The following is a 14,514-nucleotide window of genomic DNA, read 5'->3' on the forward strand; positions in this document are numbered from 1 at the left end:
TGCGAGCCGAACAGGCTGAGAACGGCTCTAGGGAGTCCAGCCGGGCTCCGTCAACATCTGACCCGTAGACAGTTAGCAGACCCGTTCAAAAACCGCGACGAAAAACCCATCGCATCCGTGACTTGCCGGTGCGACCGCCAGCCATTCGGGCCGCAGGGCCACAGTTTCCGGCAGCCCCGTTTCGCTAAGGCGGCGGTGATAATCGACCGGGCGGAAGCCTGGGTATTGCTCAAGAAACGCCTCAAGCCGGTCCTCCGCCTCATCGGGCAGCAGCGAGCAGACCGCATAGACCAGCCGCCCGCCCGGCTTCACGAGGGCCGCGCCTTGGCGCAGCACTTCGTCCTGCACGGTGGTCACGGCGGCAAGCCGCTCCTCGGTCAGGCGCAGCCGCGCCTCCGGGTTGCGCCGCCAGGTGCCGGTGCCGCTGCACGGCGCATCGATCACCACGCAGTCGGCCTGCGCTGTTAAGTCATCAAGAGCGCCAGGCCGCAGAACCCGTTGTTCCACCAACGAAACCCCTGCCCGCCTTAGTCGCGGCTCCATCCGCTCCAGCCGTGCGGGATCGATATCGCAGGCGATGAGCCGGCCCTTACCTTGCATGTCGGCGGCCAATCCCAGTGTCTTGCCGCCCGCCCCGGCGCACAGGTCAATGACCGTCTCGCCCGGCCGCGCCTTCGCCATCGCCAGCATCAGCTGGCTGGCGAGGTCCTGCACCTCAACGAGACCATCCGCAAAGGCATCCGATTTCTCAACCGGCGCGCCAGCATCAGCGCGTAAGCCATTGTCAACAAAAGGTAAGGCTTCGCTTTCAATCCCTCCCGCCCGCAAGGCCTTCTGCGCCTCGTCCCGCGCCGCCCTCAACGTGTTGACCCGCAGGTCGAGCGGCGCGCGCTCCATCAGCCCTGCCCGCTGCGTCGGCCAATCCGCCTTGAAGCGGCGCATGAACCGCGCCTCCAGCCATTCCGGCAGCCAGCGATTTTCCAAGGCCGCAGCAGAAGCTGCCGCCTCTTCCGCGCTCAGTGCCGCTGGCCCATGGCCGCCACTGCCGAACAGGCCCAGCAGTTCCGGTTCCCGCTCCCGCGCGTAGGCGATCGTCGCTGCCCGCCCGTTCAGCGCGTCAAAGGCCATGTGCCGCAGCACGGCATACACCCATGTCCGCACCGCTGCCCGGTCCTTGGAGCCCGCATAGCGCCGCGCCCGGAAATACCGCGCCAGCAGCACGTCCGCCGCCGCCCCGCCGCTGCGCGCGCTGGCAATCGCCTCGTCCAGAATTTCAATCGCCGCCGCCAACCGCCCCGCAGGCTGCATGTGGGGAAACTCCTGTAAGGTTTTGTTATCGCGGGGAACTTGTCCCCCGCGCCCCCATTCGTTTTTAGACTGCGCCCTTTATGAAAGTCGCGGCCCAATTCTCTCTAATGAAAAGGGCCGCACCCGCTCTCCACGCGCACGGCCCTAAAACGAGAGGGGATTGCAAAGGGGGTGCAAGCCCCCCTTTGCGAAAAAAGCAGAGCCAACCCTCAGCGCGTCGGGTAGTTCGGCGCTTCGCGGGTGATGACCACATCGTGCACGTGGCTTTCGCGCAGGCCCGCGTTGGTGATCCGCACGAAGCTGGCGCGCTTCTGGAAGTCCTCGATGGTGGCGGCGCCGGTGTAGCCCATGGCTGCCTTCAGGCCGCCCACCATCTGGTGGATGATCTCGCGGGCCGAGCCCTTGTACGGCACCTGGCCTTCGATGCCTTCCGGCACCAGTTTCAGGCTGTCCTTGATGTCCTGCTGGAAGTAGCGGTCGGCAGAGCCGCGCGCCATGGCGCCCACCGAGCCCATGCCGCGATAGGCCTTGTACGAGCGGCCCTGATAGAGGAACACCTCACCCGGCGCTTCGTCCGTGCCCGCCAGCAGCGAGCCCACCATCACCGCGCTCGCGCCGGCGGCGATGGCCTTGGCGATGTCGCCCGAGGTGCGAACGCCGCCGTCGGCGATCACCGGAATGCCGGCCTTGGCGCAAACCTCGACCGTATCCATGATGGCGGTCAGCTGGGGTACGCCCACGCCCGCGACGATGCGGGTGGTGCAGATGGAGCCCGGCCCGATGCCCACTTTGATGGCGTCCGCGCCTGCGTCGATCAGCGCTCGGGCGGCCTCGCCGGTGGCAACGTTACCCGCCACCACCTGCACATGGTTCCACTGGGACTTCACGCGGCGCACCGCTTCGGAGACCTTCACCGAGTGGCCGTGGGCGGTGTCGAGCACGATCAGGTCGCACTCCGCGTCCACCAGCGCCTCGGTACGCTGGAAGCCCAGGTCGCCCACCGTCGAGGCGGCGGCGACGCGCAGCCGGCCCGAGGCATCCTTGGTGGCGCTGGGGTAGCTGACGGCCTTCTCGATGTCCTTCACGGTGATGAGGCCGATGCAGCGGTACTGGTCGTCAACGACGATCAGCTTCTCGATGCGGCGCTGGTGCAGCAGGCGGCGGGCTTCATCCTGGCTGACGCCTGCGCGGACCGTCGCAAGATTGTCCTTGGTCATCAGCTCGGCGACCGGCTGATCCTGGTTCTCGGCAAAGCGCACGTCGCGGTTGGTGAGAATACCGATGAGCTTGCCCGGCTGGCCGCGCGGCGACGGTTCCACCACTGGAATGCCGGAGATGTTGTGGCGCTTCATCAGATCCAGCGCTTCCCGCAGCGTCTGGTCGGCGAGCATCGTCACCGGGTTGACGACCATGCCCGCCTCGAACCGCTTCACCTGCCGGACGGCCTGGGCCTGCTCCTCGATGGTGAGGTTGCGGTGCAGCACGCCGATGCCGCCGGCCTGGGCCATGGCGATCGCCATTTGCGACTCCGTCACCGTGTCCATGGCGGAGGACAGCAGCGGGATGTTGAGGGAGATCTCGCGGGTCAGGCGCGTCGATGTGTTCGTCTGGCTCGGCATTACGTCCGATTCAGCCGGAACAAGCAGTACGTCATCGAAAGTAAGGCCTAAACGCAGTTCCATGAGACTCTCTCGTTGGTTCGGGGCGGGGAAAGTGGGGCTATATGCCATCTCAATTTCAAAAATGCTATGGTCAGTCCGCGGCTTCAGGCTGAAAATCCTGTGCCCGAAACCCCTGTGCAATGACGTACCATTCGGACGAGTCCTTGCGGCTGGCCGGCGGCTTGGCATGTTTCACAGACTTGAAACGCTGTTTCAGCCGGGAAAGCAGCTGGGAATCAGCGCCGCCTGCCAGCACCTTGGCGACGAAACTGCCGCCCGGCTCCAGAATCTCCTCCGCCAGTTCCAGCCCGGCTTCGATCAGGCCCATGGTCCGCAGGTGGTCGGTCTGCTTGTGGCCCACCGTGTTGGCCGCCATGTCCGAGATCACCAGGTCCGCCTTGCCGTCCAGGCTCTGTCGGATTCGCTCCGCCGTCGCATGGTCGCGGATGTCGCCCAGGATCAGCTCGACCCCCGGCAGCGGTTCTACCTCCAGAATGTCCACGCCGACGACTCGCGCCTTGGGTCGGCGCTCCTTCACCACCTGGCACCAGCCGCCGGGGGCGCAGCCCAGGTCCACCACGCGGCTCGCGCCTTTCAGCAGGCCGAAGCGCTCGTCCAGTTCCGCCAGCTTGAACGCGGCGCGAGACCGATAGCCCGCCGCCTTGGCCGCCTTGACGTAAGGGTCGTTCAACTGGCGTTCCAGCCAGCGCACCGACGATGTGGTGCGCCCCCGCGCCGTTTTCACCCGGGACTTGCCGCCCTGCGACCGTCCGCTCAATCCGCCTTTAACGCTCATAACGCAATTCCATCCCGCTGCATGAGGACGCGCAGGATCCCTTCCCGTATGCCGCGATCCGCCACCCGCACCTGACTGACCGGCCAAAAGTCGAGAATCGCCTCAATGATCGCGCAGCCTGCCAGCATGAGGTCGGCGCGCTCCACGCCAATGCAGGGCAGCGCCGCCCGTTCCTCGACCGACAGGCCGGACAGATCTTCCGCCAGCGTGCGTAACGACTTGGTGGGCACCCAGCAACCGTCAACCTGCCGCCGGTCGTAAGATGACAGTCCCAGGTGCAGGCTGGCCAGCGTCGTCACCGTGCCGGAGGTGCCCAGCATACACAGTTTGCCGTCGCCCAGCTTGGAGCGAATGTTCGCCCGTTCCTCGAACGCGCCGAGGTGGGAGGCGAACAGCTTTTTCATCTCGGCGTATTCGCTCGTCTCCGGTCCCGCATCGCCAAAGGCTTCAGCCAGCGAGACCACGCCCCAGGGCACGCTGGTCCACGCCAGAATCTCGCCGCCGCGGGGCCGGTTGCGAACCAGGATGAGTTCGGTCGAGCCGCCGCCGATATCAAATACGAGGCCATAGCTGGCGTTGCGCGGCAGCAGCACCTGGCAGCCCAGCATGGCAAGCCGCGCTTCCTCCTGCGGCGAGATCACGTCCAGCGCCAGCCCGGTTTCAGCAAAGACGCGGGAGACGAAATCCTGCGTGTTGTCGGCGCGGCGGCAGGCTTCGGTCGCCACGTGGCGCATCATGTGAACGTTGCGGCGCTTCACCTTGTCGGCGCAGATTTTGAGGGCGGCGATGGCCCGCCGCTGCGCGGCCTCCGACAGCTTGCCGGTGGATGCCAGCCCCTCGCCCAATCGAACGATCCGGGAAAAGGCATCGATGACCTGGAAACCGTTTCGCACAGGCTTGGCCACCAGCAGGCGGCAATTGTTGGTGCCCAGGTCCAAGGCCGCGTAGATTCGGTTGCTCGCCGACGAGCGAAGGGGGGTGTCGTCCTTGATGTGCAGCCCGGCGGGCTCGGCAGTCTCGTCCGTTGGTACAGCGGATGCTGTCGCAACGGACCGAGCCGCCACGGTATTTGGCATGATCGTCGCCTTCAAAACTCAAGCTCAAAACCGCCTCTGGGCGGTTTACTTGCGCCTAACCTAACAACCGCACCCCGGCCGTACAAGGCGTCTGGACCGGCTGGATCGGGGAAAAGCATGAAAAACGTGGCAAACCCCGTTGACAGCCGATTTCTCCTGACATATTAGCACGGCCCCGGACACGACGTTGCCCCGTCGTCTAACGGCAAGACAGCGGACTCTGACTCCGTTAATCGAGGTTCGATCCTTGCGGGGCAACCAACTCTTCTCTCTCGTGTTCGGCGAACCTCCGGTCGTTAGACACTTCTGAAAATCAGCGAAAACAACGCTCAGGCATCCGTGTCGGCCGGGCTGCCGGCCTGCGTGTTCATCAGCTTCTCTACGCAATGCGTTCTGCCAAGGGGGTCTTAATCCCCCTGGGAACCCCCTTTCCGCTTTATACGGGCGCGCTTGGCCCAGCCCAACCCAGACCAACGCGTAGCGCCATGAACCTGAGATCCCTTTCTGATCTGATATCATCAGACCGGTCTCTGATTCATTGTCTCGTCGCACTCTTGTTCATCGCAGGGTGTTCTATCCTGCGCGCAAGCGTCTCCAGCAGGCGCTGGCGGGGATCAAAGGCGCGGCCCAATCAAATTAAACGGGAGAGCCAAGGGGGCGACGCCACTGGCTGGGGCAGCTTTCGAGCAGGGGTATACCCTGGGGTTAAGAAAGTGCGACCAACCAAGGACTTGAAAAGCGGGTGATCTGCTTGCCGAGCAGATTGCAACCCGCTCTGAGCGCGATGCTCTGGCTCTAGGGCTAAGCCTCCCCCGCTTCCCGATCATGCGCCGTTTATTGCGCCTGCGTTACTTGAGTTGGGCGTTCGCGTACCGGAATCGGCACGTTGCACACGTCTATGGCGTTGGCGGGCACGTGATAGAAGGCGTCCTGCCGGTTGCGCCGGGCTTCAACCAGAGCAGCGAAGGTGGACGAGTCCGTCCGCAACACTTCCAGCGGCAGTTGTTCTACCTGCGGCACATCGGCGGCCAGGCGCACGGCCTTGAAGGGGATCGGCTGGGCCGGTGCTTCATAGAAGCCCATGGCCCCCTGCCCGCGCGGCAAGCTGGAGAGCAGCTCCATACCCGAAACCACCCGGCCCACCACGGTGATATTGCGGTCCAGCTGCCGCGGCGCCTGGCCAATGACGGCATAGAGCTCCGCCCCGTTGCCGCTATCGGCCCCGTTCTCCCGGCCGACGCCGACCATGCCGTAGCAGTGCACCAGCCAGGCGGTTCCCGCCTTGGCATCGCGCGCTGCGGGCATCTCCCGAGCGAACCCGGCCTCCGGCGCGTAAACATCCCGGTCCGGCAGCGGCGTGAAGGCGAGGTCCGGTCCATCGGCGCGGGTGAACTCAGCCTTGAGCGCTGGCGAGGGCTGGCTCGTCAGCCGCCACTGGGCAACGAAGTTGTCCTGCACGCGGGTGATGGCGGCGTCCTTGGTCCCGGCCCGCACCATGGCCTTGATGGCCTCGATATGGCGGGGCGCAAAGGCCGGGGCGAGTTCGATGACCACCCGGCCTTTCTGATCCCCGGCCTCAAGGTCGAGGTAGAGGGTGTTCTCGGGGTCTAGCAGCCGCCAGTCATCCGCCGGAGCAGCAGCCAGAATTTCGGCCGTGGTCCGAGGTTTGGCATCGGAAGCCCAGGCCGGAGATGCGCTGAGACCGTCGGCCAGCAACAGGCACGCCGCCAGGACAAACGCCAGCCAGGCCAAGGCCTTGCGGGCCGTTGTTCCAGCCAAAGCGTCCATCACTCCTGCCCCGTGCTGTTCCCCGCCGATCATAAGCTGTTCGACCTTTTGATACCCGACTTTTTGACGCCCGATCATTCGCCCCTCCCGTTCCCTACGAAGCCCATTAGGCCTCGTTATGTTCCGCCTGTCAAACGGCGCGTGGTCGTAGATTGGAGGAGTTGCAGAAACCGGGATGTTCTACACCTGTTCTCGATTGTCCTACGCGTGCAGGCTGGCCTTCAGCGCCTCGAGCAGCCGGGCAACGTCCTCCTCATCGTTGTAGAGATGGGGCGTGATGCGAACCCGGTCGCCGCGCAGGCTCACGTGCACGTTGCGGGCGGCGAGGCCGGCCGCGAAATTGTCCGGCAGGCCGCGGGCAAAGCGCAGCCCAAGGTAGTGCGGGCTGCGAAGGTGAGCCGGCTGGCTTTCCGCGCCCAGTTCTGCCGCCGCGCCGGCGATGCGGGCGGTGAGCGCGGCCAGCGTTTCGGCGGTGTTCGCGGGGCCCCAGGCCAGCAGCTGCTCCAGCGCCGCCTTCGCCACCGGCATCAGGGCGAAGTTGGAGCGCTGGCCCATGTCGAACCGGCGCGCGCCCGGTTGAAAATCCTCCCGGCAGTCGGCCAGGCGGCGGAAATCCTCCGCCCCTTCCCGGCAGATCCACCCCTGCTCCAGCGGCCGGCCGGCCTGATGGCGAGGCGCAACGTAGAGATAGCCCAGGGTATAAGGGCCCATCAGCCACTTGTAGCTGGCCGCCGCCACGAAGTCGGGGTCGATGGCTTTCACATTGAACGGCACCGCCCCGCCGGACTGGGTGAGGTCCAGCACCAGCGCCGCGCCGACTGCCTTGGCGCGGGCGGAAATGGCGGCAAGATCCATGCGCCCGCCGCACACCCAGTGGGTTTCGGAGGCCAGCACCACCGCCGTGCGCGCGTCAATGGCGGCGCACAGGGCGGCTGTCCAGTCGCCGTCCTCGGGGCGCGGCACGGTCACGATATCGGCCCCGGCCTCATGGGCCGCCTGCCGCCAGGCATAAACGCCGGAGGGGAACTCCTCCGCCGGCATCACCACGGCCTGGCCCCGGCGCAGCGGCAGGTTCCGCGCGGCCGCCGCCATGCCGTAGCTGACCGCGGGAATGAAGGCGATGTCGTCCGCCGCGGCTCCGATCAGCCGGGCGAACAGTTCGCGGGTCGCCTCGGTCTCGGTGAAGAAGTCGGTCGTCGTGACAAGCCAGGGCCGGGCCTTGCGGGCCAGCCCCTCCTCACCCGCCCGCTGCGCCGCACTCAGCAGCGGAGACATGAAGGCGCAGTTCAGATAGGCCACATCACGCGGGATATCGAACAGATGACGCTGGCAAGGCAGCAGACTCATGGCAGCAACTCACGGTTCAGATAGGGTCAAAGCAATCTCTTCGTCTTAACTGCTCCATGTCAGCCTGTATAGACAGGAAGCGGCGGCATCCCTGCCTTTTGTCGTTAAGTCTTGGAATTGATATGCGGGGCGTTCAGACAGTGGCTTTGCCTCCTGCGCGCCCCTTCGCTCTAACGGCCGTATTCAAGATGGGCTGGATGCACGCTTCATCCCGTGGCTGTCCGAAAAAGCGAACGGGGTGCAGGGGCAGAGCCCCTGCAAAAAGCCTAACCAAAACAAGGCCTCTCCCGCTCAGGCGCGGCGACGGCGGCCGCCCAGAGCCAGCGCCGCGAGGCCGAAGCCCATCAGGGCAAGCGCTGCCGGTTCGCTGACTTCGGTAATGCCCGTCAGCGCGCCGATTTCCCGCGCCAGAATCTCATGGAGCGCGGCGGTCGGGTGGGTGCCGTCGAAGAAGAAGTAGCCGGTGCAGTCGATGTCTGGCGACGGGGTTTCGCCCACAAGGCAGGGCGTTTCCATGTCGATGCCGGCGGGCAGCCCCACGCTGGTGGGGTCGGCCAGAATGCGTGTGAACAGGTCGAGATAGCTGTAGGTCATCAGCTCGGTCTCGAGCAGTAACCCATCGAGGGCCGAGTCCAGCAGGGCCTGCATCAGGAAGGCCTCGGGAATGTCCGCGTTGGGCACGCCCGTCAGCAGGATGTGGCGCGCGCCCATGTCATGGAGGCGCTGGATCTGCTCCGCCATCACGGCGGCCACCTGCGCGGCATAGGCTGTCGGGTCCAGGCCGTTGGTGTTTCCGTTCATCACGGCGAACACATCGTTGCCCATGATGTTGATGATGTAGAGAGCGCCGGAATCCGCGGTCCCGCCCGAGTTCATGGCATAAAGGTCAAGCTGGGCCGCCAGATCGGGGATCTGGTCGCCCCCGCTTGGATAGCCGCTGTTGTCCACCGCCCGCGCGCCGCCAAAGGCGTAGTTGGTGCCGCCGGCCAGGGAGGGCGCCATGTAGCTGCCGAAACGGGCCTGGTAGAGCAGATCGGTATAAACCGGGCCGTTGGTGAAGCGGCCATTGAAGTATCCGGCCGCGCCGGGCGGCGTGCCCGGAGACACGATGCCGATGTTTCCGGCATCGACCAGGCTGTCGCCGAATACGTAGATTTCGGAATAGGGCGTCGCGCTGGCGGGGATGGTCGGCAGAAGCAGGGCCGCCGCAACGAAGCTGGTCTTCACGAGCGCAGAAAGAAGTTTGAGCACATGAGCTCTCCCATCTGGAAGTTGGGCAGCTCACGGACGCGATCTCCACCAACGAGCGCACGGATTCTCCCCCTGAGACTCCTGTGCGGAACGCGACGGAACACTGGGAAATCTGCGCCGTTGAACTGCATGAGACGGGGAGCTCCATGCAACTTTCATTCCAATGAATTACAGCTAATTCAACTATTGGAATGTGCGGCGCTTTTCCAATTCGATTGAATTACAGCTTGAGCATAATTGTAAGATTTCTCGACGTTTTTCGGCCCGGCACAGCCTTCGAAAACCCGGAGGCGATGCGGGGAGACAGCCCCCTGCAACAAGAGGTTCCCGAAACAGGCATCCCCAAACGAAAAGAGGCGGCACGGCGGCCGCCCCTTCCCCGGATGCGTTGTGCGGGCCGCCCTTATTCGGCGGCGATGGTGGCGTGCGCCTGGGCGGACTTGCGCTTGTCGAAGGCGTCCCACACCTCGTTCCAATTGCCGCGCGTCGCCGCCTTGGAATATTCGGTGGCGCGGGTTTCGAAGAAGTTGGCGTGCTCCACACCGTTCAGCAGCGGCTGGAGCCACGGCAGCGGGTGCTCATCGATCATGTAGATCGGCTTCATGCCCAGCTGCTTCAGGCGCCAGTCGGCGATGTAGCGGATGTACTTCTTGATGTCCTTCGGAGTCATGCCCGGCACCGGGCCCATCTCGAAGGCGAGGTCGATGAAGGCATCCTCCAGCCGCACCACGGTGTGGCAGCAGTCGGCGATGTCGTCCTTGACTGCCTGGTTCAGCGCTCCGCTCTCCTGCGCGAAGGCATGGAACAGCTTGACGATGCCATCGCAGTGCAGGCTCTCGTCGCGCACCGACCAGGAGACGATCTGCCCCATGCCCTTCATCTTGTTGAAGCGCGGGAAGTTCATCAGCATGGCAAAGGAGGCGAACAGCTGCAGCCCTTCGGTGAAGCCGCCGAACATGGCCAGCGTCCGCAGGATGTCCGCGTCGTTGTCGACGCCGAACTTGCCCATGTAGTCGTGCTTGTCCTTCAGCTCCGCGTAGTGGAGGAAGGCGGCGTATTCGGTCTCGGGCATGCCGATGGTGTCGAGCAGGTGGCTGTAGGCGGCGATGTGCACCGTCTCCATGTTGGAGAAGGCCGCCAGCATCATCTTGATTTCGGTCGGCTTGAACACCCGGCCGTACTTCTCGTGGTAGCAATCCTGCACCTCCACGTCCGCCTGGGTGAAGAAGCGGAAGATCTGGGTGAGCAGGTTGCGCTCGTGGTCGGTCAGCTTCTGTGCCCAGTCGCGGCAGTCCTCGCCCAGCGGCACTTCCTCCGGCAACCAGTGCAGCTGCTGCTGGCGTTTCCAGAAGTCGAACGCCCAGGGGTATTCAAACGGCTTGTAGGTCTTGGATGCTTGCAGCAACGGCATGGTTGGTCTCCCGAGCCTCGGCTCACCCGGCGGAAGCACGTCTGGCTTCGACCGTACTGTTCACTCTTTGTATCACTTCCTGGATTTGTAGGACAGTGGGGCGGCGCGCATGGCCGCCCTTGCCCTTATGCGCGGATTACTGACAGGCCAGGCACTCGTCGTAATCCTTCATCTCCACCTCGATCTGGCGCAGGTCGGGCGTGTTGTCCGCCTCGACGCCGCCTGCGAACGAGGCGCGCTGGATCGACTTGGAGCGGCAGTAGTAGAGCGACTTGATGCCCATCTCCCACGCCCGGTAGTGGAGCATCAGGAGATCCCACTTTTCGATGTCGGCAGGCAGGAACAGGTTGAGGCTCGCCGCCTGGCAGATGTAGGGCGTGCGGTCGCCTGCCAGTTCCAGAAGCCAGCGCTGGTCGATCTCGAACGCGGTGCGGAAGGTGGCCTTCTCGTCCGGCGTCAGGAAGTCGAGGTGCTGGACCGAGCCGCCGTTCTCGAGGATCGAGTTCCACACGGACTCGGCGTTCTTCGCCTTCTCGATCAGCAGCTTCTCGAGGTGCGGGTTCTTCACCACGAACGAGCCCGAGAGGGTCTTGTGGGTGTAGATGTTGGCCGGCACCGGCTCGATGCAGGCGCTGGTGCCGCCGGCGATGATCGAGATGGAGGCCGTCGGCGCGATCGCCAGCTTGTGGCTGAAGCGCTCCATCGCGCCCACCTCGGCCGCGTCCGGGCACGGCCCGCGCTCCATCGCCAGCATCATGGAGGCGGCGTCCACCCGCTCCTTGATGTGGCGGAACATCTTGAGGTTCCACGACTTGGCCATGGCGCTCTCGAACGGGATGCCGCGCGCCTGGTAGAAGCTGTGCAGGCCCATGACGCCGAGGCCGACCGAGCGCTCGCGCATGGCGGCGTACTTGGCGCGGGCCATGGTGTCGGGGGCGCGGTCGATGAAGTCCTGCAGCACGTTGTCGAGGAAGCGCATCACGTCCTCGATGAAGCGCTCGTCCTTCGACCACTGGTCCCAGGTCTCGAAGTTCAGCGAGGAGAGGCAGCACACCGCCGTGCGGGCATTGCCCAGGTGATCCCGGCCCGTCGGCAGGGTGATCTCGGAGCACAGGTTGGAGGTGGAAACCTTCAGGCCCAGCTCGCGCTGGTGCGGCGCCAGCGCCCGGTTCACCGTGTCGATGAAGACGATGTACGGCTCGCCCGTCGCCAGGCGGACCTCGACCAGCTTCTGGAACAGGGCGCGGGCATCCACCTCGCCCCGCTTCGCCCCGTCCTTGGGGCTGACGAGGTCGAACTTGGCGCCGTCGCGCACGGCTTCCATGAACTTGTCGGAGATCAGCACGCCGTGGTGCAGGTTCAGCGCCTTGCGGTTGAAGTCGCCCGAGGCCTTGCGGATTTCGAGGAACTCCTCGATCTCCGGGTGGGAGATGTCGAGGTAGACCGCCGCCGAGCCGCGGCGCAGCGAGCCTTGGGAGATGGCGAGCGTCAGGCTGTCCATCACGCGGATGAACGGAATGATGCCGGAGGTCTTGCCGTTGAGGCCGACCGGCTCGCCGATGCCGCGCACATTGCCCCAGTAGGTGCCGATGCCGCCGCCGCGCGAGGCCAGCCACACGTTCTCGTTCCAGGTGGCGACGATGCCATCGAGGCTGTCATCCACCGAGTTCAGGTAGCAGGAGATGGGCAGGCCCCGGCCCGTGCCGCCGTTGGACAGCACCGGCGTTGCCGGCATGAACCACAGCTGGGAGATGTAGTCGTAGAGGCGCTGGGCGTGCTCGGCGTTGTCCGCGTAGGCCGCTGCCACGCGGGCGAACAGGTCCTGGAAGCTCTCGCCCGGCAGGAGGTAGCGGTCCTTCAGCGTTTCCTTGCCGAAGTCGGTCAGCAGGGCATCGCGGCTGTGATCCACCTGCACCGAGAACCGCCATGGAATGATGGCGGTGCTGGACGTCACCTGGGTTTCTTGCGTCGCGGCCTGCCCGCCGTCGCTGTTTGCAAAATCCATGTGCCCCTTCTCCTGACGCTCAACGAACAACAGCCCGAAGGCCGCATGATTGGTAGCTGGCGAGGTCCGCAAAGCATGCAAAACCGAGCAGAAATCCGCAGATCACGCCAACTGAAACCTTATGTCACTTTTGTGTAAACACCCCACAGTTGGGGCGTGTTCCAACAATCAACCCCAAGATATGGGGCGAGGCAAGAGGCTTTAGTGGCCGCGCGAAACAAATTTAGGCTTGACCACGGAATATTGCGGCTTTGCGGGACATTACGCAAGCGGCAACCCATGAGGCCCGAGAACGGGTGGTGGAACTGCCCTTTTGTCGCCGGACTGAGCCCGCAGGCAAAGGCCAACAGCCAACCACCCGTAATAAAAGCAAAAGCATTATCTGCCTGCGCCGGATAGGCAATCCGAGCGGACAGAATCAACGCGCCGCGAATGCGACGAACCGTTCTAGCGCGATGCCTTCTCCGGCGCGCCCGGTGTCCCGGCCGGGCAGGTCGGGCCCACCCATTTGCCCAGGTTGGTAAACGACATCTTCATGTTCATGGTCTTGTCGGCGAAGGCCATGTCGCCGGACTGCTCCATGGACGTCGGCGTGATCTTCCCCGTCATGGTGCCGGACATGCCGGACGTGCATTTGGTGCTGAAGGAATAGGTCCCGTTCGCCTCCTTCATGTCGGAGATGGCGCATTCGCCATCCTCGCCCATGTCCATGGTCTTGGCCATATCCTCCCACGCGGCGGTGGCGTTCTCCGGCGTGACGCAGAACTTGATGGTCATGGTGTTCTCGCCCATGCCCGGCGGAAGATTGCCCCCGCTCATCTTCGATTTGATGGTCATCTCCCAAAGGCCCGGCTTCACGCTCGGCCCGGCGGCCGCGCCGCCCGCAAGCCCCAGGGCGACCAAACCCGCCACAACGGCGGCCACATTGGCACTGGACATTCTCAAGGCTCCTTCATGCGGACCCGCCCGCCACACCGGCCGGGGCGGTTTTGTCCGGCGATTCAGATGCAAGCGATCGAAACGCAACCGAAACCGCAGGCTCACGCCGCGTCGGCGGCGGGCGGAAGGCCCAGGGCCTCGTAGGGCACGCCGAGGTCGAGGTCGAAACGCTCCCGCAGCATGTCCATGTAGGCAGGCCCCGGCTCCACCACATGGCGCAGGGTCTGCCCGTCCTTCACCTCGATCAGATCATGATTCACCAGCACGATCCAGCCGTCCGGCGTCTGACGGGAGCAGACGCTGCGGCTGGTAAAGGGCGAATGCGGGGACTTGGAAACATAGAAGTTTCCCATCTCGAAGTCCGCCTGCCAGCACCGCTCCAGATTGAAGCTGTAGAGCTTCTCCCACGGCCCGTCCGCCACCGACCGCTCCATCATGAAGCCGAACGTCTCGTCATGGGCAAGCCGGTAGCGCCGCCCCGGCTGGGCGCTGATGCGCCCCGCCTCCATCGGCATGGGCAAGGCAGGCCCGGCGGTGCCGAAGCCCACGTCCGCGATCCACGGCCGCCCGCCCAGCTCCACCAGCAGCAACTGGTGGGTTTTCTCCCTCGGTTCGGTCACGCCGCCAAACCACACCCGCGCCAGCAGGGGCCGGACGGCAAAGCCCACCTCTGCCAGCACGGCCCCGAACAGGCCGTTCTGCTCGAAGCAGTAGCCGCCGCGCCGGCTCACCACCGCTTGGCGAAGACATCCTCGGGCCGCAGGGACACGCCCTTGCCGAGCAGGATGTCCAGGTTCTCGAAGGGAATGGCAAGGCCATGGGCCTCATGAAGCGCTGCCAGCCCGTCCTCGTCGCTGCGCGCCGGTCCGTTGAAGCCGATACGGTCCAGATAGGCCCCAAGGCCTTCCTTCATCGGGAACATTGGCAGTCTC

General features: G+C 64.8%; 10 protein-coding genes, 1 tRNA gene and 1 pseudogene. 1 reads left to right on the forward strand and 11 read right to left on the reverse strand.

All coding sequences use genetic code 11. From position 1 onward, the window contains the following. Nucleotides 1-72: 72 nt before the first annotated feature. From L0C21_RS08525 to L0C21_RS08540, 4 genes are all read right to left on the reverse strand, one after another. The gene (locus tag L0C21_RS08525; RefSeq protein ID WP_259277950.1) at nt 73-1,308 is read right to left on the reverse strand and encodes an SAM-dependent methyltransferase; all 1,236 of its coding nucleotides are present in this window, start codon (nt 1,306-1,308) and stop codon (nt 73-75) included. 209 nt (nt 1,309-1,517) lie between these two features. Further along, on the reverse strand, nt 1,518-2,990 hold the full coding sequence (gene guaB / locus L0C21_RS08530; RefSeq protein WP_259277951.1) for an IMP dehydrogenase: 1,473 nt from the start codon (nt 2,988-2,990) through the stop codon (nt 1,518-1,520). A 70-nt stretch (nt 2,991-3,060) separates the two neighbouring features. Continuing rightward, nucleotides 3,061-3,765 (reverse strand): RlmE family RNA methyltransferase, encoded by a 705-nt coding sequence (locus L0C21_RS08535; RefSeq protein ID WP_259277952.1) that lies wholly within the window; start codon nt 3,763-3,765, stop codon nt 3,061-3,063. Further along, entirely contained in the window at nt 3,762-4,841 is a 1,080-nt protein-coding gene (locus L0C21_RS08540) for a Ppx/GppA phosphatase family protein (RefSeq protein ID WP_259277953.1), read from the reverse strand. The genes L0C21_RS08535 and L0C21_RS08540 overlap by 4 nt, the downstream gene beginning before the upstream one ends. 188 nt (nt 4,842-5,029) lie before the next feature. Between L0C21_RS08540 and L0C21_RS08545 the strand changes: the two genes are divergently transcribed. Beyond that, nucleotides 5,030-5,102, forward strand: a tRNA-Gln gene (locus L0C21_RS08545). A 573-nt stretch (nt 5,103-5,675) separates the two neighbouring features. Here the strand turns inward: L0C21_RS08545 and L0C21_RS08550 are convergent. The 7 genes and pseudogenes from L0C21_RS08550 to L0C21_RS08580 all read right to left on the reverse strand — a co-directional run bounded on the left by L0C21_RS08550 (nt 5,676) and on the right by L0C21_RS08580 (nt 14,504). Then, nucleotides 5,676-6,629 carry a peptidylprolyl isomerase gene (locus L0C21_RS08550; RefSeq protein WP_259277954.1) on the reverse strand — a complete coding sequence of 318 codons (954 nt, stop codon included), beginning with the start codon at nt 6,627-6,629 and terminating at the stop codon, nt 5,676-5,678. A gap of 201 nt (nt 6,630-6,830) precedes the next feature. Continuing rightward, a complete protein-coding gene (locus L0C21_RS08555) occupies nt 6,831-7,976 on the reverse strand; it encodes an aminotransferase class V-fold PLP-dependent enzyme (protein WP_259277955.1) in 1,146 nt (381 codons plus the stop codon). A 291-nt stretch (nt 7,977-8,267) separates the two neighbouring features. Next, nucleotides 8,268-9,227, reverse strand: coding sequence for an SGNH/GDSL hydrolase family protein (locus L0C21_RS08560; RefSeq protein WP_259277956.1), 960 nt, complete (start codon nt 9,225-9,227; stop codon nt 8,268-8,270). A gap of 403 nt (nt 9,228-9,630) precedes the next feature. Beyond that, a complete protein-coding gene (locus L0C21_RS08565; protein WP_259277957.1) occupies nt 9,631-10,638 on the reverse strand; it encodes a ribonucleotide-diphosphate reductase subunit beta in 1,008 nt (335 codons plus the stop codon). Nucleotides 10,639-10,774: 136 nt separating this feature from the next. Beyond that, the gene (locus L0C21_RS08570) at nt 10,775-12,643 is read right to left on the reverse strand and encodes a ribonucleoside-diphosphate reductase subunit alpha (protein WP_259277958.1); all 1,869 of its coding nucleotides are present in this window, start codon (nt 12,641-12,643) and stop codon (nt 10,775-10,777) included. 447 nt (nt 12,644-13,090) lie between these two features. After that, on the reverse strand, nt 13,091-13,582 hold the full coding sequence (locus L0C21_RS08575; RefSeq protein WP_259277959.1) for a DUF3617 domain-containing protein: 492 nt from the start codon (nt 13,580-13,582) through the stop codon (nt 13,091-13,093). A 101-nt stretch (nt 13,583-13,683) separates the two neighbouring features. Next, nucleotides 13,684-14,504: pseudogene (locus tag L0C21_RS08580) on the reverse strand (arylamine N-acetyltransferase family protein). Nucleotides 14,505-14,514 lie beyond the last annotated feature (10 nt).

The sequence above is a fragment of the Pedomonas mirosovicensis genome (genome assembly GCF_022569295.1).
In the GTDB taxonomy this organism is placed as follows: Bacteria; Pseudomonadota; Alphaproteobacteria; order Sphingomonadales; family Sphingomonadaceae; genus Pedomonas; species Pedomonas mirosovicensis.